Raw genomic sequence first — 19,249 nt, forward strand, 5'->3', positions numbered from 1 at the left:
ACCTAAATATAAATTATGAAATGAGATAAATAGATGTTTAACGAAATAACTAAGAGTGTTACATGGGACGGGAAAATTCTTGAGCTTAGTACAGGTAAAATAGCAAGGCAAGCTGACGGAGCAGTTACGGTAAAAATGGGTAATTCCGTTTTATTATGTACAGCAGTAGTAGCTAAAAAAGCAAAAGAAGGTATCAGCTTTTTTCCTTTAACGATTAATTATAGAGAAATGGCGTATGCTGCCGGTAAAATCCCCGGAGGATTTTTTAAACGTGAAGGGAAAGCATCAGATAGAGAAGTTTTAGTATCTCGTTTAATAGATAGACCGATTAGACCGTTATTTCATCCGGCTTTTGTGAATGAAACGCATGTAACTTGCAGTGTTCTTTCATATGATCCTGAAACTCCGGTAGATATACTTGCAATTATCGGCGCATCGGCTGCACTGAGCCTATCCCCTGCTCCTTATCTAGAAATAGTTGCTGCAAGTAAAGTCGGTTTAATCAACGGTGAATTTGTTTTAAATCCGGCACTTGAATTATTAAAAACAAGTCAGCTTGATTTAGTAGTTGCAGGAACATCAGATTCAGTAATGATGGTTGAATCGGAAGCTCATTTACTCTCTGAAGAACAAATGTTAGAAGCTGTAAAATTTGGATTTGAAAGCTTCCAGCCGGTAATAAAGATAATTAAAGAACTAGCAGAAGAAGCTAAAAAACCAAAGCTTGAAATGCAAGATTTATATCCTGCCTCATTAAAGAAAGAAATTGAGAAGTTATTTGTAAAAGAAATTGAACAAGCTTTTGCGATTAAATCTAAACAAGAACGTAGCACTAATTTAGATTTAATACCTGAAAAAGTTCTTACACATTTTGTAAGCGACATAGAAAATAAAAAATATAGTAATTATCAAATCGAATCGGCTTTAAAATCTATTGAATCAGATATATTACGTAACGAGATTTTAGAAAAAAATAGACGTATCGATGGAAGAAGTACCACGGATATAAGACAAATTGCTTGTGAAATAGGTTTACTACCTTCCGCACACGGTTCAGCTTTATTTACTAGAGGCGAAACGCAAAGCTTAGTTAGCACTACATTCGGTACTAGTTTAGATGAGCAGATAGTTGACAGTTTAGAGGGTGAGTATAAAGAGCGTTTTATGCTTAATTATATCTTTCCACCCTACTCTGTAAATGAAGCAATGCCGATGAAAGCACCTAGTCGTCGTGAAGTCGGACACGGTAAACTCGCATGGCGTGCTATCAATCCAATATTACCTAATAAAGTACAATTTCCTTATTCTATTAGAGTAGTTGCCGAAACTACGGAGTCTAACGGTTCTTCTTCAATGGCAACTGTTTGCAGTAGTTCTCTTGCTTTAATGTATGCCGGCGTACCGATAAAAGCACCGGTTGCGGGTATTGCTATGGGACTTATTAAGGAAGGCAAAAAATTTGCCGTATTATCGGATATTCTCGGTGATGAAGATTATTTCGGTGATATGGACTTTAAGGTTGCAGGAACTAGTGAAGGGATTACTGCATTACAAATGGATATCAAAATATCCGGAGTAGATTTTAAAATAATGAAAGTAGCTTTAGAGCAAGCACGACTCGGTCGTTTGCATATACTGGAGCAAATGAATAAAGTTATCAGTAAACCAAATAGCGAACTAAGTAAAAATGCTCCTTCTACTACTACTATAAAAATAGATAAGGATAAAATTAGAGATATTATAGGACCGGGCGGTAAAGTAATAAAGGAAATTTGTGAAACTAGCGGTGCTAAAATAGATATAAGCGATGACGGCAGCGTTTCTGTTTATGCTTCAGATAGAGGTAAGTTAAAAGTTGCCTTAGATAAAATTAAAGCTATTGCCGTTGAACCTGAAATCGGTGAAATATTTAACGGTACGGTAATGAAAGTCTTAGATTCCGGTGCTTTTATTAATTATTTAGGTAATAAAGATGGCTTTGTTCATATTAGTAAAATTTCAGAAGAAAGAATAGAAACGGTTAGTAGTGTTTTAAAACAAGGCGATATAGTAAAAGTTAAGCTAATAGGTTTTGATAATAAAGGCAAAGCAAAATTAACTATTAAAAATACCGATAAGGATAAATCTTCAAATAATCCAAAACCAAAAAATAATATTAATAATGCTAAGGAAAATTCAGAACCTGAGCAGCGACGTGATTCTAGTAAAAAACGAGCTTGGAATGAAGATAATAATACTGAAACGGCTGAAGTAATTACAGAACGTAAGTATTTTAATTGATCTTGTCATACCGTGGACAAGCCACGGTATGACAATGAGTAAATAAATGACCAACACAAATAATTACCGCATTATCGCAAAGAGGGTTATTTCTAGTGAAGCAAGTGCTTTAGAAAAATTATCCGAAAATATCCCTGAAGATTTTAACAGAATTATAGAATTTTTACTATCTTTCAAAGGACGGGTAATTTTAACGGGTATAGGTAAAAGCGGTTATATTGCAAAAAAAATAGCAGCTAGCTTTTCCTCAACCGGTATGCCTGCTTTTTATTTACATCCGGCAGAAGCAAGTCACGGCGATTTAGGTATGGTGACGAGAAATGATCTAGTAATTATGCTATCTAATTCCGGTGAAACTAAAGAGCTATTTAATATAATTGAATATTGCAAGAACTCTTCCATAAAAATTGCTGCGATGACAATGAATAAAAATTCCACTTTAGCTAAAAGAAGCGATTTTTTATTAATAGTACCTGAATACCCGGAAGCTTCTGTAATTGGAGCTCCTACTATATCATCTTTAATAATGTTATCACTCGGTGATGCTTTAATGACTGTTATACATGAAAAACGAGGCTTTACTAAAGATGATTTTAAAATTTATCATCCGGGAGGTACAATCGGTGCTAATTTAACAAAAGTTAAAAACCTAATGCGTAGCGGTGATGAAATACCTTTAGTATATGAAGATACTTCCTTTGCCGAAACTATAATTGTTATGAATAAAAAACGTTTAGGTTGTACACTTGTAATAGATAAAAACCAAAATTTGGTGGGAATTATAACCGATGGGGATTTACGTCGTCATATTAACGATCAAATCTACTTAAAAACAGCATCAAGCATTATGACCAAAAACCCTATTCATATCTCATCGGAAATATTTGCAAAAGAGGCTTTAAATTTAATGAAAGCCAAGAATATCACTAATATACCGATTGTTGATGATAATGTTATTATAGGCATTATCCATATTCATGATTTACTACGCATAGGAGTTAGCTAAAATCTATGCCCTCTTCTTATAAACGGCGAAAAAAAATTTGGAAATCTGTATATCTTTTAATAATAGTTGGAATTTTGTATATAGGGTATATATTAATTAAAAGTGGTTATATTAATGAAGAAAACGATATTAACGTTACAAAAAAAAGTTTAAAAGATACTAAAAATTTTGATTTTAAATATAATATTATATTGAAAGATTCAATTTTTGAGGGAGTAAATAAAAATTTAAATGCGTATAAGATTAAAACTGAGCGAGCTATAAAAGAGTCAGATAACAAATATAAACTAGATATAATAAATGCTATTTATAACGTAAATCAAGACCAAACTCTTATTATCAATGCGAAAGAAGGCTTTTTAGATGAAGAATCAAACATATTAGATTTAAAAAACGATGTAAAACTTTTTTTTGATGAGATCATATTTAACACTAACGATGCAAGGATTGATTTAGTAAATAAGAATATAACCGGTCATTCCCCTGCTAAGTTACTTTACAAAAACTCTTCAATTACTTCGGATAGTTTTAATACGAAGGATGAAAATAATATTATAATTTTTAAAAGCAATGTCTCTACAATCATCGATTTATCGGATTAGACATCTTTCTAAACCAACTTATAGAGAGGAATTTAAAGGAGACACGGAGCGCAGCACCGCAGCGTATATAGAAGACATACGTGAGGATGCGAGTACCGGATCAACGTCTAAATTACCTCTAGAAGCGAAGTTTAGAAAGATGTCTATTATTAAACTTGTTTTACTTCTTATAATTAGTACCGTAATATATGCTAATAATAAAAATATTTCAAATTTACATATAACATCTGATACTTTAATTATTGATAGAACCAAACAAAAGGCAGAATATCTTGGAAATGTTGTTGTTTACTTCGATAATGCGATACTTAGAACGAAAGAATTATATATTTTTTATAAAACAATAGCTGAAAAGCAAACTATTGATCATGTAGTTGTCCCTACTAAATTGACTGTAGAAAGAAAAATAAATAATGAATTATTACTTGCAGATAGTGCTAAATATTTTTTCGATAATAAACAACTTATTCTACTTGGTAATGTAATATTACAGCGTGACGATAATGTTTTAAAAACTAATAAACTAATCTACTATGTAGATATTATTAAGAAATAGAGCTATTTATCGTTGGTACGTCATTGTGAGCGACTGAAAGGAGTGTTGCAATCCAGAAAATAATTAAAAAAATGCTAAAGATTAGCATTTTGAAACTGGATTGCTTCGTCAATTACTTACGTAATTTTCTCGCAATGACGTTGAAAATTAATCCACGCAACAAAATCTTAACAAATAAAAAAGATGGACAGCTTACAAGTTAAAAATATATCAAAATCCTACAAAAAAAGGAATATATTAACGGATATATCTCTGAATATAAAACAAGGAGAGATAGTTGGTTTATTCGGTCCGAACGGAGCCGGTAAAACAACTTGCTTTAACATTATTATCGGTTTAATGAAACCGGGCTCAGGGCAATTACTTTTAAATGATATAAATATTACCAACTTGCCTATTTATTTACGAGCAAGGCTTGGAATCGGTTATCTTCTTCAAGAACCTTCGATATTTCGGGGATTATCAGTTGAGGATAATATTAAAGCTGTAGTTGAGATATCTGAAAATGATAAAGAAGTAATTGAACAAAAAACCCATAATTTGCTAGAGAAATTTTCGATAGTTCATTTAAAAGATTCATCCGCTGCTAGCTTATCAGGCGGTGAAAGGCGTAGGCTTGAGATTGCACGTTCACTTGCAATAGAGCCTAAATTTATCATGCTTGATGAACCGCTTGCCGGTATTGACCCGCTTGCTATTTCCGATATCAAAAATCTAATTACTTATTTACGTGAATTTAATATAGGCATATTAATTACCGACCATAACGTACGTGATACTCTAGATATAGTCGACCGTGCTTATGTTATTTTTGAAGGTAAAGTATTATTAGAAGGAAGTGCTAAGGAAATAGCAAATAGCAAGAAAGTTAAGGAAGTGTATTTGGGAGAAAGCTTTAGCTTCTAGATTCCGATGTCATCCCTAGCTAAAAGCGGGGATCCAATCCTTTTCGATGTCATCCCGTGGCTTGACCACGGGATCCAGTAGAATTGACTACTATAAATTGTTTTTATGGCGTGGTCAAGCCACGGCATGACATTGAATACGTTTTCCGAACCATGTAATAACATTCAAAACAGTTTTTTATGCAAATTAACAAAGAAATTTTTAGGGCTTATGACATACGAGGTAATAGCCTTAAGGATTTAACGGAAGAAGTAGCTTATAAAATCGGCTTTTGTTTCGCCGAGATGACTATAACGAAAGATAACGATAAAATCTGTATAGGTTTAGACGGTCGGCTCAGCTCCCCTACCCTTTGTAAAGCTTTAGAACTCGGATTAACTGATGCAGGAGCTAAAATCATAAATATTGGCGTAGTTCCAACGCCGGTTTTATATTTTGCCAATAAACACTTTATGCCTGTCGGTAGTATTATGGTCACGGGATCACATAACCCTCGTGACGATAACGGTTTTAAAATGTTGCAAAACGGCAAATCTTTTTTCGGTCCTCAAATCCAGGATTTACTAGCAAAGATTAATGTCATACCTTGGCTTGACCACGGTATCCATAGTGATATTAACTGGATCCCGCAGTCAAGCCGCAGTATGACAATAACTCCTTACGACATCCAATCTAAATACCTAAAACGTATTTTAGATGGAATAAATATTAATCCAAAATTAAAAGTAGCTTGGGATTGCGGTAACGGAGCAACCAGCAATATTATTGAAGAACTAAAAAAACATTTAGCTAACAAGAATATAATCATAAATAGTAAGATTGACGGGAATTTTCCAAGCCATCACCCCGACCCTACTAACCCTGCTAATTTACAAGAGCTAATTAAATTAGTTAAAAAACAAAATTGTGACCTTGGTATAGCTTTTGACGGTGACGGTGATAGAATCGGTATTATCAGCTCAAGCGGGAAGATATTATTCGGTGATCAAATTTTATGTATATTTGCTGAGGATATCTTAAAGGAAAACCCAAATGCCACTATAATAGTCGATGTAAAAGCCAGCCGGTTCATCGTTGATAAAATAAAATTATTCGGTGGAAATCCTATAATATGGCGAACAGGCCATCCTTTTATTAAAAGCAAAATGCTTGAGACAAAGGCTTTACTCGCCGGTGAAATGAGCGGGCATATATTCTTTGCCGATAAATATTTTGGCTTTGATGATGCAATTTATGCAGCTCTTAGATTTTTAGATTTACTTAGCAAATCGGATAAAACTCTAGATGAGATAATAGACGAGTTACCCAAAAGCTATAGTACACCGGAAATTAAAATATTTGTTTCTTCAGAGTTAAAACTAAAAATTATAGAAGAAATAAAGCAAAAGTTACTTGATGATAAAATAGAATTTAACGATATTGACGGTGTACGGGTAAATACTAAGCATGGTTGGTGGCTCTTGCGTAGCTCTAATACAGAATCTATTATAGTTGCAAGGGCTGAATCAGCTAATAAGGATGGTTTAGAAAAAATAATAACTATAATTAATAAATATCTTGAAAAATACGGGCTATTAATTAATTATTAAAAAATTATTGCTTTCTAAATCATGATTTTATGTATTTTTCTTACATTAAATTAATATAAAGGAAAAATAATATGTTTAAAATCTCATATACAACAGACCTAATCGATACATCATCTGTTGATACTAAATTAGTTACAATAACAGCAACAGGTGCAAATACATTAAATATTAACATTACCAACAAGGCACCATTGGTAATAAAAAATAAAGACCTTGAGCCTACTAATGATCCTCTTATTTTTAAACTTAACAGTGATGTAGCAGCATCTAACGGTATGAAATCGTTTAAGGGTATTAATGTCATTCCTAGCTAAAAGCAGGAATCCAGTACTTTTTGTTGTCATACCGTGGCTTGACCACGGTATCTAGAAAAAATTAAAAACATTAAATTTTCGATTCTAATTCCGTAAGACTGGATACCGTGGTCAGCCACGGTATGACACCGAATACATGAAATAGTTTAAACAAGTGACAAAGAAAGAAATATATTCAAATGATTTGAAGAATTGGAATGTAAAACGAGGAGCGAGCACGCACAGCCTATACTTAATAGGTGAGCATGCGAGTCCTCCGAAGTTTTGCAGAAACAATTCTTCAAATCATTTGAATATAATTATATTATGCGGGCCGACTGCTAGCGGGAAGTCTTATTTAGGGCATGAATTGGCTAAAGCTTATAACGGCGAAATCATTAATATCGACTCAATGCAGGTTTATAAGGAAATTCCTATTATTACCGCCTCCCCTCCGAAAAGCTATAAAACTGAAGTTAATTACCATTTATATAATTTTCTATCAATTACAGAAGATTTCTCGGTAATAAAATATCTAAAACTTGCGACAGAAAAAATAAAAGAAATAACCGGCAGGGGTAAACTACCCATATTAATAGGAGGAACGGGCTTATATATCAATTCTCTAGTTTTTGGCTATAATAATATTCCTGATATAATGGAGGATTTACGCAAAGAAGTTAGAGAATTGCATAGTAAAATAGGCAATATAGAATTATGGAATAAATTAGAGAAGCTTGACCCACTTACTGCTTCTAAAATAAACCAAAATGATACTCAACGTTTAATTAGAGCTTATGAAGTATTCATGCAAACCGGTAAATCTATTTTTTCATTTCAAACCTTGCTAAAAGAACAAATCTTATCTGATTTTAATTTCAAAATTATCTTCTTAAATCCTGAGCGAAAATTTTTGTATAAAACATGTGATGAGCGTTTAGATAAGATATTTAAAGAAGGGGCAATTGACGAAATTGCTTTAATAAAAAGACAATTCACCCCACAACATTATTCGAATTTAAAAGCAATAGGGATAAAAGAAATTTTAGCTTATTTAAACGGTAATCTCACTTTAGATGAGGCTTTAAATGCAGCTCAAATACGAACCCGTCAGTATGCTAAAAGACAAGTTACTTGGTTTAAAAATCAGATACAAGATAAAACCACATTAGAATATTCTAACCAAGAAGAGTTTGCACAAATATTAAGAAATTTTACGTACTATAGCTAGGGTTAAATAAAAATGGTATGCTATTTATGTAAAAGTAAAGAATTGATCTGACAGTTAAGGATTGTTGGGTACGAAGAAAAAAGATAAGATAGTACCTGGCAAGTTTTAACAACCTACTAAAAAGGAGACTGTCAGATGACAACATATCAAGAAAAAATCATAAAGCCAAGAATCGGTTTATTAAAACTCGCTGAACAATTAGGGAATGTATCACAAGCTTGCAAAGTAATGGGTTATAGCAGGGATACATTTTATCGTTACAAAGAGCTCCATGATCAAGGTGGGGAGGGGGGAAGCTCTATATGAGATGACTAGACGTAAAGCTTGCATTAAGAATCGTGTGCCCGCAAATATAGAGGATGCTGTAGTTAATATAGCTGTTGAATTTCCAGCATTTGGTCAGGAACGTGCTGCTAATGAATTACGCAAGAGTGGGATAATCATTTCTGGTGGCGGAGTTAGATCTGTGTGGTTACGTCATGATTTAGAAAGTTTCAAAAAACGTCTAAAAGCTCTAGAGACTAACTTAACCCCGATTATGGATAAGGAATAGAGAGGAAGGAAGGTTGCAAGAGTTATTAAACCTTATATAAATAGGGCACTGAAGGAGTAAAATAAAGGTTTAATAACATGTGTAAATATACTACAATATTTTGTATAGTAGATAAATTTTGTAAAATTTATGAGAAATGGGTAAAACATCAATTGCTGAAAAGTAATAAGCAAAGATTTAGAGAAGGTAAGCTTTCCTTAAGTGAAGAACTCTCAATAATGATTTTTACCATTTTAGTGCATATAAACATTTAAAAGCTTATTACCAAAACTTTATTATTAATGGTAATTTGTTCAGGAATCCACCTTGTTATGAGAGATTTGTTCAGCTTATTCCTTCATTATTTCTGCCATTGATTGTGATGTTACATTACTTAAGTGGGAAAAGAACGGGAATTTATTATGCAGATTCCACACATTTTGCAGTATGTAAAAATATCAGAATTAATTCTAACAGAACTTTTAATAATCTTGCAAAAAGGGGACGTAGTTCTGTCGATTGGTTTTTTGGATTCAAGCTTCATATGATAATCAATGATAAGGGAGAAATTATTGCTGTTAAAATTACCAAAGGTAATGTTGATGACAGAATTGCATTTGAAGCAATGGTTATCAAAAAAGGTCTAAAAGGTAAGTGTTATGATGATAAGGAGTTTATTTCAGAAAAAATGTTTACAAAACTTTATAAGCAAGGTTTAATAAAAATTACCGGAATAAGAAAGGATATGAAAAACTATTTATTACCTCTTTTGGATAAAATCCTTTTAAGGAAGAGATTCATTATCGAAACCATTTTTGGCTACATAAAAGAGAATTTTAATATTACTCCTTCCAGACATCGATCACCTATTAATTTCTTTACTTCTCTATTCTCTGCTCTTATTGCTTACCAACTTAAACCTAATAAACCATGTATTTCTTATCCATAATCGGGGTTATAGTAGCAAATGATGGTATTGTTTTAAGTGATAATCAACTTGCTGTTCTTGAAAAAGTTAAAAACCAACGTGAAGCTAGTGGTGAAATAGAAACTATGCACCCTGGCTACCTTGGTTCACAAGATACTTACTATGTTGGTAATATTAAAGGCATAGGCCGTATTTATCAGCAAACTTTTGTCGATACCTATTGAGGAGTAGCTATTTGTAAACTCTATACCGAAAAGACGGCTATTACAGCTGCAGACCACTTAAATGATAAGGTTATTCCATTCTTTGCAAACCATGATATCCCTCTGCTTAGAATATTAACTGATAGAGGTACGGAATATTGTGGAAAACCAGAAAACCATGCTTACCAACTATATCTTGGCATTGAGAATATCGATCATTCCAAAACTAAAGCATATAGTCCTCAAACCAACGGTATCTGTGAGCGTTTCCATAAAACTATGCAGGAAGAGTGCTATCACATTCTATTCCGCAAAAAATTTTATAATTCACTTGATGAATTGCAAACAGATATAGATAACTGGCTTGTGAGTTACAATAATGCAAGACCTCATTCCGGTAAACATTGCTTTGGTAAAACACCAATGCAATCTTTTACAGATTCACTTTATATTGCTAAAGATAAAAATATTGGTAATATTGGTAATATAGATAAAAATATTGGTAATATAGAGAGAATATCAGACAATTTGATGATTGCCCATCAAGCTGCCTGATTACTCAACTCTGTCAGATTAAGTCGTAACTTGTACAGCTATTAATTTGTCATCCCGTGGCTTGACCATGGGATCCAAAACTTTTTAAGGTTTTCTGGATACCGGGAACAAGTCCCGGTATGACAGTTTTTATATCTTTTTTATCTCGCTTTAGCCATAATTAATGCGTTATCTATGTATTTCTTCTTTCTTTTTATTATTAGAAATAGGAGTAATGGAAAGTGCATTTGTCTTAGATCCTACAATATTAATCTTACTATTTAAATTTGAGACGATACTTTGTGCTTCTTTTAAAACATTTAATTTATTAATGTTTTCAAACTCATTTTTAAAGTTATCTTTTAACTGTTCATTGAAGATTTCTTTTGGTAAATAAATTCCACCGGTAATAGTGCCTGCCCAAGTATATTTAGATTTAGAATTTAAAGTAGAGGCAATATTACTTGCTAACTTTTCTAGATTTTTCGGCTCTAAAAAATTATTTATATTATCGGGATTCTCTTTAGAATATTCAGAAACGATAGGTTTTAGCATCTGATTAATCATATAAAAATCTTCACCTCTATTATCACCTTTATCAAAAAGTTTTTGTGATATTTTCTCGCTTAAAATATTTGCTAATAAATTACTCTTAATATCTTTTTTATTTGCAATATTTTCATATAAAGGGTTTAATATTTGTAATGGAGAATTTACATGATTTGTAATATGTTTATATTGATTTGTTTTAGGAGTAGCTAGGTTAGTAACCATATTCATAGGTAGTGAATTTAGTTTTTCTATAATATAGTCTTTAATCGTTTGATTTTCTTCATATAATATTTTTACCTGTTGAACAAATTCTTTTTTACTAAGTAAATTTCTTTTTCCTTCAGCTTGTATTTGTAAAAATACTTTATCAATTGCCTTATCAATTAATTTTGCTTGTTGTTCTTTAATTAGTTTAGGTACTAAAGGAGGAATAGCCTTATCAAGATTGTAAGTATCAGTAAGTAGCATTAAATTATCAGGTAATTTAGCACCTGTTAAATTAGTATTTTTAAAATTACAATCTTTTAAAGAAGTTACTTTAGTTAAATCTGCATTTTTTAATGATACGCCTGAGAAGTCGATATTAGATAAATTACCTACTAATATAGCTCCCTTTAAGCTGAATTTTCCATTTTGTATTTTATTTAAATTATTTCTAAGAGTAATTTCATCTATAGTTTTATCTTTAAAATCTTGTGATGGACTAAATACGTCTTTTACTTTCTCAGTAGCATAGCTAAAACCTGCTTTTATAATATTCGGCAATTGCCCTTCAAAATAATTTGTTTTTTGAGCTAGATTATATATAGCACTAGCAGCCCCACGATAATTACTTTTTTCAACCTCTTCTATAACTTTAACTAATTCATCAGGATGGTTTAACATTGATGGAAGTACATTATATAATTCTTTCTTATCAAGGTTATTTATACCTGGTATGTCCACTAAAGTTTTATCTAAAATACTTGCAAATATTTCTCTATTATTATTTAAATATTTTTTAATTTCAGGATTGTCTTTAGTTAAAGCTATTAATTCTTTTGCCATTCCCGTATAATCGCCTTTAATAAAATCTCGAAAAACCTTTTTTAATGATTCAGGTTTATCAAGTAATATAGGCATTATGCTAGTTAGCTTTATAACATCACTCGCTTCTAGACCATAATTTATAAGTTGTTGTTTTATAGTTTGGCTATTTTTTTCATCTTGTTCTAAAACTCCTGTAATTAAATTATCAAATAGACCTTCTTTACTTTGGTCTACTAATATATCTTTTAATTTAAATGAAGGATCATTAAGGGCAGAGATTATATTACCGGTTAAACTCATATAATCGCCTTTATTTAAGTCTGCAATAATCTCATGAGCAATTTCCGGCTTTGACATAACTTCGCCTACTATACTAAGCATTTGTTTATCAAAATTATATTCTTTTGTTATGCTTTGTACGCTAGGAGTATTTTCAATAATACCTAAAGCAATATTTGGTAAGATTGTTTTATTATTAGCAAAAAAACTTTTTAATTTATCATCACCCGCTACCCTTTCTAAGGATTTCTCAAGAGATATCATTACACCTTGATTTGGAGCATTAAGAGCATCAAAAATCTCTTTTGTCTCAGGAATTTTATTTAATAAAGTAGGAATAATATCTAAAATTTTAAGATCGATTTTGTAGCTTTCAAAATGTTCTTTTAAGAAAGGTTTAGCTTGTTCTTTTGCTTCTGCTAAGAAATTTTCAATAATTATTTGTTTTTCAGGAGATAGTTTGTTAAATCTTTTTAGAGAATGAGTATTATTTATATTTTCAGCTAGTTCTTGCTTAAAATCAGGATGTTCATTAAATATTTTTATAACTAATGAATATAAATTTTTCTTTTCAGGTTTTTGTAATATATCATCAAAAGTTTTGATATAATCGCTTGGAAGTATTTCAGTTGCTCCGGTACGTATATAATTCGTAATATCTTCGCTCTTCTCATTAAAGAATTTTTTGAAGTTTTTATCGGTAACCAGCATATCCAAACTTCTAGAAGTCACTTTATTCCAGTCCGGTAGCTCTTGCTTTACTTCAACTGCAATTTCTTGAAGTTTTTTCAGCACTTTTTCATTTTTAAAACATTCTTTTAGTATTTCGAGTCCCTTTTGATCTAAAGCACTCTTATCTTGAAATTCTCTAAAGCCCGCATTTGCTAAGATTTGACCTATTTTAGGCAAATCATCTGAATGTTTTTTTAAAAATTCCCATATTGGAGATTTTTCAAGAAGTGATTTTTGAAATTCCAGATCAAGATATATCTTAGAAGAGTTAGCAAGCTTAACAAGATTATAAGTATTTACAGGATTAGTTAAAACGAATCTTGCTCCGAGTAACATCGTTCTTAAACTTATACTTTTTGAAGACGATAAGTCCTTAATTGCACTCTTTAGTACTTTATTAGCTTTAGAAGAAGATAAAACTTTTTCTACAACTTTTTGATAGTTTTTATTATTTATAACAGCCATAAAATTACTCGAAATTTTTAAATATTCTAAATCTATTTTAAAAAATTTTTAAAAATAAAGATTAGGTATTTTTAATTTTTTTTATTCTTGTTGTTAATATGTATACTTCGACACAACACGTTCAGCATCCGAGGACTTACAAAGACATTGCTGCCAATTTTTCAAGTTCTATCTGAGTATATTATTTAGCCTCCGCTTTTGGCATCCATGTCAGTGAATACTTCTTCCCATGAACCGGTAGTCGCTGCTTTTGAATATTCAGTTGCTCTATTTTCAAAAAAGTTCGTATGTTCGACTCCGTTTAGCATTTCATCAAGCCAAGGAAGCGGGTTATGATTTACCAAATATACATCTTTGAGTCCTAGCTGCATTAAACGACGGTCGGCAATATAACGAATATATTGTCTTACTTCATATGCCGTTAACCCCTCAATACCGCCAACTTCAAAAGCAAGTTCAATAAAGGCATCCTCAAAATGCACAATAGTCGTACAAGCTTCATAAATACGTTTACGCAGCGTTTCCGTCCAAACTTCAGGGTTTTCTCTTACAAAAGTCTTAAACAGAGTAATAATTGAATTAGTATGAAGCGTTTCATCACGCACTGACCAAGCAATAATCTGACCCATACCTTTCATTTTATTAAAACGAGGGAAATTAAGCATGATCGCAAAAGAAGCAAATAGCTGTAATCCTTCAGTAAAAGCTCCAAATACTGCGAGTGTAGTTGCTATATCTTCTTTGGTATCCACTCCGAATTGCTGCATATAATCATACTTGTCTTTCATTTCCTTATATTTAAGAAATGCTGAATATTCTACTTCCGGCATACCTACCGTATCAAGTAAATGTGAATATGCTGCAATATGTACCGTTTCCATATTAGAAAATGCCGATAACATCATTAATATTTCAGTCGGTTTAAATACTCGTGAATAATGCTTCATATAGCAATTATTCACTTCAATATCTGCCTGTGTAAAAAAACGAAATATTTGCGTTAATAGATGTTTTTCCCCTGGAGTTAAGTTATATTTCCAATCTTTAACATCGTCGGCAAGCGGTACTTCTTCCGGTAACCAATGAATTTTTTGTTGAGTGTGCCAAGCTTCATATGCCCATGGATATGAAAACGGTTTATAAATTGGACTTGCATCAAGTAATGACATAATTTTTCTTTTATTTTTATTCTTTTAATTTTTCTATTTCCGTAACTGATAACCCCGTTATATATAGTATTTATATCAATTCCCTCAAGTAATGCGTTTTTTGCTGCTTCAATTTTGCTTTCAGCTCTACCTTCGTATACTTACTTTTTTGATTTGGTGTCACATCTATGTATTGTTTCATATTCTATTCTTTTAACTTTTCTATTTCTTCCGGAGATAATTCTGTAAGCTCAATAATATCTTCTAGCAACATTCCTTTAATTAGCATTTTTTTGCTATTTCAATTTTCCCATCAGCTTTCCCCTCATTTACTTTTTTGATTTAACTTCTTCCGTTTGAGCAGCAAGCATCGCTTTAATATAATTATCATATTCTGCTTCGCTCCAGTTAAATTGTTCAATAGTTTTATAGGCTGATAATACTATTTCATCTTTTGTATGTTTCGGGGGTTCTTTGGCTCTATCGAATTTAGCCATCATATATAACCAATCATCTTCTAAGCTTTCTAACTCATCTGCTTCTTTGGTAAATTTGTCTAATTCAACAAATACGTAAGACAAGCATTTAAGTTGATGCTTACCGTTGCCGACATTAATAGTTTGATGATAGCTAATACATTCTTTTTCCTCGGGTAATGCCTGAAATCCAGAAGTAATTACTACCATTACTACAGGAGCTAGATCAGCATATTCTTTTCCTCTTTTTAATTGCGAAGAAAATGCTATACAACCGTAAAATTGTACTCTTGCTAAAAAGGCATCGGCATAGCCGTTTTACATCTCAACAATATAAATATTGCCGGAGTTATCTCTAACTTTTACGTCTACTATACTTCTTTTATTCTGCCCTAAATCCGGTACTTGTTCGTTTGAAATATATTCAAGGTCGATAATCCTTAACTCTTCAGGTAACCTCATAATATTATTGAGAAAGCTTAGTAACCTTGTTTTATCCGTAAATAATTTTTTAAATGCTACATCATTTGTTGGGTCTAAATATCTTTGCATAGTTTATTATACTTACTGACAAGCTAAGCATTCTTCGTAGTTACCGGCTTCTGCTAACTTATCGTTTTGTTTCTCTAAGTCTTTAAAATCTGCTTTTGGTACATCATGCGACACTTTATCGGCTCGTTGTATTGACGTGGATCTACAGTAATATAAACTTTTTACTCCTTTTTTCCAGGCTTTATAATGAATATTATTTAAATATTTCTTACTAATGTTACCCGGTAAAAAGATGTTTAAAGATTGTGCTTGCGTAATGTAAGGAGTACGATCGCTTGCCAGTTCAATTAGCCAATTCTGATCAATTTCGTAAGCGGTTTTGAAAACCTGTTTTTCTTCTTCGGATAAAAATGTTAAATGTTGCACTGATCCTTCATGTGTTGCAATCGAAGACCAGACTTGATCATTATTAAATCCTTTCTCTTCTAATAATTTTTCTAAATGTTTGTTACGCACGTTAAAAGAACCGGTTAAAGTCTTTTGTACAAAGCTATTAGCGGCAAACGGCTCTATCCCGGGTGAGGCATTACCTGCTATTACCGAAATTGAGGCGGTAGGTGCTATTGCGGTTTTATTGCTAAATCGTTCATTACTTCCTGCATCTAGAGCATCAGGACATACTCCTTTTTCTTTACCGATTTCTATTGAGGCTTTATCTGCTTCAGCAGATATATATTCAAATATTTTTTTATTCCAAACTTTGGCCATAACCGATTCTATCGGTACTTTTTTCATTTGCAAAAATGAGTGGAAGCCCATTACACCAAGCCCAACGCTTCGCTCACGCAAAGCCGAATATTTAGCTCTTGCCATAGTATCCGGTGCTTTATTAATAAAGTCTTCTAAAACATTATCAAGGAATAACATAATAGAATGGATAAATTCTTTATCATCTTTCCACTCTTCATAATACTCTAAATTTAAAGAGGAAAGGCAGCAAACAGCAGTTCTTGACTTTCCTAAATGATCAATTCCCGTCGGCAATGTAATTTCGCTACAAAGATTGGACATTTTAACTTGAAGCCCTAATTTTTTATGATGCTCAGGTATGGATTTATTAACACTATCGATAAATAACAAGTAAGGCTCACCTGTTTCTATTCTAGTAGTTAATAATTTAACCCATAAATCTCTTGCTCTAACTTTATTTACGACTTTTTTGGTAGCAGGACTAATAAGGTCAAAATCCGTATTGTTTTCAACGGCTTTCATAAATTCATCGGTTATAGCTATACCGTGATGAATATTAAGAGCTTTACGGTTAACATCCCCACCTGTCGGACGTCTTATATCGATAAATTCTTCAATTTCAGGGTGATTAATAGGCAAATATACAGCCGATGAACCTCGTCTAATAGAACCTTGCGAAATAGCAAGAGTCATAGAATCCATTACTTTAATAAACGGTATAATACCGGATGAATGACCTTTATCACGAATCCCTTCATTAATAGAACGAACATTACCCCAATAACTTCCAATCCCGCCGCCACGTGCAGCAAGCCAAACATTTTCCGTCCATAAATTTACTATATCGTCTAAGCTATCATCGGTCTCATTCAAAAAGCATGAAATAGGAAGCCCCCTATCCGTTCCGCCGTTACTTAAGATTGGTGTTGCCGGCATAAACCACATTTTACTCATATATTCATATAACTTCTGAGCATGCTGTTTATTTTCGGCATAATAACTAGAAACTCTTGCAAATAAATCTTGAAAATCCTCACCTTTCATAAGATATCGATCTCGCAGAATAGCTTTACCGAAAGGAGTAAGTAAATTGTTATGGTTGTTGTTTATAGTTATTTGAAATTTGTTTTTTTTAAGCGTGTTCATTATAGGTACTAATATGGGGTTGTAGGCGTTATTTATAATGCTTATTTTGAAAAAATGACACCATATTCAGTGTATAGAATCTTCACCTAAGTAGACACGAGAATAATAATTTATTCAATATAAATATTTATTTTTTTTTTAGATTTTTGACTTGACACAAATCACCCTTGATTACTATTTATAGAATAGTTTTTACAAATGTTTTATGCTTTCTTAAGGCACAAACAGTCTTAATCCTGTGAAAGTAAGGCATCGTTGCGTGGTTCCAAGTTATATTTCTGCGTAGGCATAAGTTTAAGGATCGATTCCATCTCTGTCATCCCGTGATCAAGTCACAGCGTAACAGAAAGAAAACCGATCCATGCAACAAGACCTTATCTATGCGGGAATAACGTTAAAGGCATTCTCCATCATTCGTATTAAGACCTATCGGTGTAACCCTCATCCTTATATTCAACAATAAACGATGAAACAAATTTACGTGGTGTGGCGGCTACTATCCAATCAACTTCTACAACATAATATCCTGGATCTCTGTCTGGAAAAGTCACTTCAATCGTTTTAGAAGGAGCTAATGTATGATCCCAGTAAGGGAATTTATCAGAAAGTTCACTATAAATTTCTTCTAAATCATCGTGTTTCAGTCTATTTTCAAAGGTAAACTCATATTTAATATAAATTTATGATATTTTCCCCACAGAATTATTAGCTTGTTATAAATAGAAATATAATTGACTATTTTATTTGACTATTACTAGTATAATAATACTTTTATTTTTTCAGAGTATAAAAATGGCTACTAAAATAGCAATAAGTCAATTTAAGTCTCATTGTCTTGAAATAATAGAAAAATTACAAACAGATAAGGAATCTATTATAATTACCAAAAGAGATAGGGAAGAAGCACAAATATTACCTATAAATACTAAAAAGATCTCAATATTTGGTATGCTAAAAAACAAAGCCGAGATAGATATATTAGAACCAATAGAAGAAAAATGGAATGCAGAACATTAATAATGGTTTAGTACTAGATACCCATGTTTTATTGTGGTCACTATTACAACCTGAAGAATTATCAGAACAAATAAAACACAAAATCAATTTAGCTCAAGAAAATTCGCAATTATTCCTAAGTTCTATCTCATTATGGGAAATAGCTATACTTAACTTTAAAAAGCGTATTAATATTTACGAACCTATAAAGGATTTCTAAACTCTATAACAAATATCAACGGATTATCTATTAAAGATATTTCTCCGGAGATTGCTGCTGAAAGCATTTCTCTTATGGATGATTTTCATGGTGCCACAGCTGATAGAGTTATTGTAGCAACAGTAAAATGTCTTGGAGCTACCCTACTTACTAGAGATCAAAAAATTCTTAACTGAGCTAAGTTAGGACATATTAAATCAATATCTATCTAGGTTCTGTACACTTTTGATTAATGATTATAATTATGAGATATTTTTAAGCGAAAATTAATAAGATTTTTGCAGTAATAGTTGTTCCTATTTCA

Annotated in this window: 15 protein-coding genes and 5 pseudogenes; 15 read left to right on the forward strand and 5 right to left on the reverse strand. The window is 32.0% G+C overall.

Annotated features, from left to right (window positions below):
* Window positions 1-33 precede the first annotated feature (33 nt).
* From pnp to lptB, 5 genes are all read left to right on the forward strand, one after another.
* On the forward strand, window positions 34-2,280 hold the full coding sequence (pnp, locus tag RMONA_RS05690) for a polyribonucleotide nucleotidyltransferase (protein WP_023508173.1): 2,247 nt from the start codon (window positions 34-36) through the stop codon (window positions 2,278-2,280).
* Window positions 2,281-2,326: 46 nt separating this feature from the next.
* Window positions 2,327-3,286: a KpsF/GutQ family sugar-phosphate isomerase gene (locus tag RMONA_RS05695; RefSeq protein ID WP_023508172.1), complete on the forward strand. Its 960-nt coding sequence runs from the start codon at window positions 2,327-2,329 to the stop codon at window positions 3,284-3,286.
* Between the two features lie 5 nt (window positions 3,287-3,291).
* On the forward strand, window positions 3,292-3,888 hold the full coding sequence (lptC, locus tag RMONA_RS05700) for an LPS export ABC transporter periplasmic protein LptC (protein ID WP_023508171.1): 597 nt from the start codon (window positions 3,292-3,294) through the stop codon (window positions 3,886-3,888).
* A gap of 139 nt (window positions 3,889-4,027) precedes the next feature.
* Window positions 4,028-4,444, forward strand: a complete 417-nt coding sequence (locus RMONA_RS05705) for an LptA/OstA family protein (protein WP_096001081.1) — start codon at window positions 4,028-4,030, stop codon at window positions 4,442-4,444.
* A gap of 183 nt (window positions 4,445-4,627) precedes the next feature.
* Window positions 4,628-5,350, forward strand: coding sequence for an LPS export ABC transporter ATP-binding protein (gene lptB / locus RMONA_RS05710; RefSeq protein WP_023508169.1), 723 nt, complete (start codon window positions 4,628-4,630; stop codon window positions 5,348-5,350).
* Here the strand turns inward: lptB and RMONA_RS10495 are convergent.
* A complete protein-coding gene (locus RMONA_RS10495; protein ID WP_231569242.1) occupies window positions 5,347-5,514 on the reverse strand; it encodes a hypothetical protein in 168 nt (55 codons plus the stop codon). The two genes, lptB and RMONA_RS10495, sit on opposite strands and share 4 nt — an antisense overlap.
* 15 nt (window positions 5,515-5,529) lie before the next feature.
* On the opposite strand from RMONA_RS10495, the pseudogene RMONA_RS11535 reads away from it, so the two are divergent.
* The 7 genes and pseudogenes from RMONA_RS11535 to RMONA_RS08685 form a co-directional block, all read left to right on the forward strand.
* Window positions 5,530-5,925 (forward strand): annotated as a pseudogene (locus tag RMONA_RS11535) (phosphomannomutase/phosphoglucomutase); the annotation flags it as partial.
* Between the two features lie 87 nt (window positions 5,926-6,012).
* Window positions 6,013-6,939 (forward strand): annotated as a pseudogene (locus RMONA_RS05715) (phosphomannomutase/phosphoglucomutase); the annotation flags it as partial.
* A gap of 71 nt (window positions 6,940-7,010) precedes the next feature.
* Complete coding sequence (locus RMONA_RS05720; RefSeq protein WP_023508167.1) at window positions 7,011-7,253, forward strand: hypothetical protein; 243 nt, start codon at window positions 7,011-7,013, stop codon at window positions 7,251-7,253.
* Between the two features lie 154 nt (window positions 7,254-7,407).
* Window positions 7,408-8,463: a tRNA (adenosine(37)-N6)-dimethylallyltransferase MiaA gene (gene miaA, locus RMONA_RS05725; protein ID WP_023508166.1), complete on the forward strand. Its 1,056-nt coding sequence runs from the start codon at window positions 7,408-7,410 to the stop codon at window positions 8,461-8,463.
* A gap of 135 nt (window positions 8,464-8,598) precedes the next feature.
* A pseudogene (locus tag RMONA_RS09835) lies at window positions 8,599-8,992 on the forward strand (helix-turn-helix domain-containing protein); the annotation flags it as partial.
* A 301-nt stretch (window positions 8,993-9,293) separates the two neighbouring features.
* Window positions 9,294-9,944, forward strand: coding sequence for an IS982 family transposase (locus RMONA_RS05735; RefSeq protein WP_242402864.1), 651 nt, complete (start codon window positions 9,294-9,296; stop codon window positions 9,942-9,944).
* 11 nt (window positions 9,945-9,955) lie between these two features.
* Window positions 9,956-10,681, forward strand: a pseudogene (locus tag RMONA_RS08685) (integrase core domain-containing protein); the annotation flags it as partial.
* A gap of 168 nt (window positions 10,682-10,849) precedes the next feature.
* Here RMONA_RS08685 and RMONA_RS05750 read toward each other — a convergent pair.
* The 4 genes and pseudogenes from RMONA_RS05750 to RMONA_RS05770 form a co-directional block, all read right to left on the reverse strand.
* Window positions 10,850-13,717 carry a pentapeptide repeat-containing protein gene (locus RMONA_RS05750; protein WP_023508165.1) on the reverse strand — a complete coding sequence of 956 codons (2,868 nt, stop codon included), beginning with the start codon at window positions 13,715-13,717 and terminating at the stop codon, window positions 10,850-10,852.
* 185 nt (window positions 13,718-13,902) lie between these two features.
* A complete protein-coding gene (locus tag RMONA_RS05755; protein ID WP_023508164.1) occupies window positions 13,903-14,886 on the reverse strand; it encodes a ribonucleotide-diphosphate reductase subunit beta in 984 nt (327 codons plus the stop codon).
* Between the two features lie 308 nt (window positions 14,887-15,194).
* Window positions 15,195-15,893: pseudogene (locus RMONA_RS07450) on the reverse strand (Rpn family recombination-promoting nuclease/putative transposase).
* Between the two features lie 12 nt (window positions 15,894-15,905).
* Window positions 15,906-17,729, reverse strand: coding sequence for a ribonucleoside-diphosphate reductase subunit alpha (locus RMONA_RS05770; RefSeq protein WP_023508161.1), 1,824 nt, complete (start codon window positions 17,727-17,729; stop codon window positions 15,906-15,908).
* Between the two features lie 792 nt (window positions 17,730-18,521).
* Here RMONA_RS05770 and RMONA_RS05775 point away from each other — a divergent pair.
* The 3 genes from RMONA_RS05775 to RMONA_RS11540 all read left to right on the forward strand — a co-directional run bounded on the left by RMONA_RS05775 (window position 18,522) and on the right by RMONA_RS11540 (window position 19,121).
* Entirely contained in the window at window positions 18,522-18,746 is a 225-nt protein-coding gene (locus tag RMONA_RS05775; protein WP_023508160.1) for a type II toxin-antitoxin system Phd/YefM family antitoxin, read from the forward strand.
* Complete coding sequence (locus RMONA_RS10500; protein WP_023508159.1) at window positions 18,733-18,945, forward strand: PIN domain-containing protein; 213 nt, start codon at window positions 18,733-18,735, stop codon at window positions 18,943-18,945. Before RMONA_RS05775 ends, RMONA_RS10500 begins: the two co-directional genes overlap by 14 nt.
* 74 nt (window positions 18,946-19,019) lie before the next feature.
* Complete coding sequence (locus RMONA_RS11540; RefSeq protein WP_410526351.1) at window positions 19,020-19,121, forward strand: hypothetical protein; 102 nt, start codon at window positions 19,020-19,022, stop codon at window positions 19,119-19,121.
* The last annotated feature ends 128 nt before the right edge of the window (window positions 19,122-19,249 follow it).

The organism is Rickettsia monacensis (genome assembly GCF_000499665.2).
Lineage (GTDB): Bacteria > Pseudomonadota > Alphaproteobacteria > Rickettsiales > Rickettsiaceae > Rickettsia > Rickettsia tamurae.

Excerpts from the sequence above, each read along its gene's own strand:
- pnp (WP_023508173.1), top strand. The coding sequence starts at position 34 with ATGTTTAACGAAATAACTAAGAGTGTTACATGGGACGGGAAAATTCTT.
- RMONA_RS05695 (WP_023508172.1), top strand. The coding sequence starts at position 2,327 with ATGACCAACACAAATAATTACCGCATTATCGCAAAGAGGGTTATTTCT.
- lptC (WP_023508171.1), top strand. The coding sequence starts at position 3,292 with ATGCCCTCTTCTTATAAACGGCGAAAAAAAATTTGGAAATCTGTATAT.
- RMONA_RS05705 (WP_096001081.1), top strand. The coding sequence starts at position 4,028 with ATGTCTATTATTAAACTTGTTTTACTTCTTATAATTAGTACCGTAATA.
- lptB (WP_023508169.1), top strand. The coding sequence starts at position 4,628 with ATGGACAGCTTACAAGTTAAAAATATATCAAAATCCTACAAAAAAAGG.
- RMONA_RS10495 (WP_231569242.1), bottom strand. The coding sequence starts at position 5,514 with ATGTTATTACATGGTTCGGAAAACGTATTCAATGTCATGCCGTGGCTT.
- RMONA_RS05720 (WP_023508167.1), top strand. The coding sequence starts at position 7,011 with ATGTTTAAAATCTCATATACAACAGACCTAATCGATACATCATCTGTT.
- RMONA_RS05750 (WP_023508165.1), bottom strand. The coding sequence starts at position 13,717 with ATGGCTGTTATAAATAATAAAAACTATCAAAAAGTTGTAGAAAAAGTT.
- RMONA_RS05755 (WP_023508164.1), bottom strand. The coding sequence starts at position 14,886 with ATGTCATTACTTGATGCAAGTCCAATTTATAAACCGTTTTCATATCCA.
- RMONA_RS05770 (WP_023508161.1), bottom strand. The coding sequence starts at position 17,729 with ATGAACACGCTTAAAAAAAACAAATTTCAAATAACTATAAACAACAAC.
- RMONA_RS05775 (WP_023508160.1), top strand. The coding sequence starts at position 18,522 with ATGGCTACTAAAATAGCAATAAGTCAATTTAAGTCTCATTGTCTTGAA.
- RMONA_RS10500 (WP_023508159.1), top strand. The coding sequence starts at position 18,733 with ATGCAGAACATTAATAATGGTTTAGTACTAGATACCCATGTTTTATTG.
- RMONA_RS11540 (WP_410526351.1), top strand. The coding sequence starts at position 19,020 with ATGGATGATTTTCATGGTGCCACAGCTGATAGAGTTATTGTAGCAACA.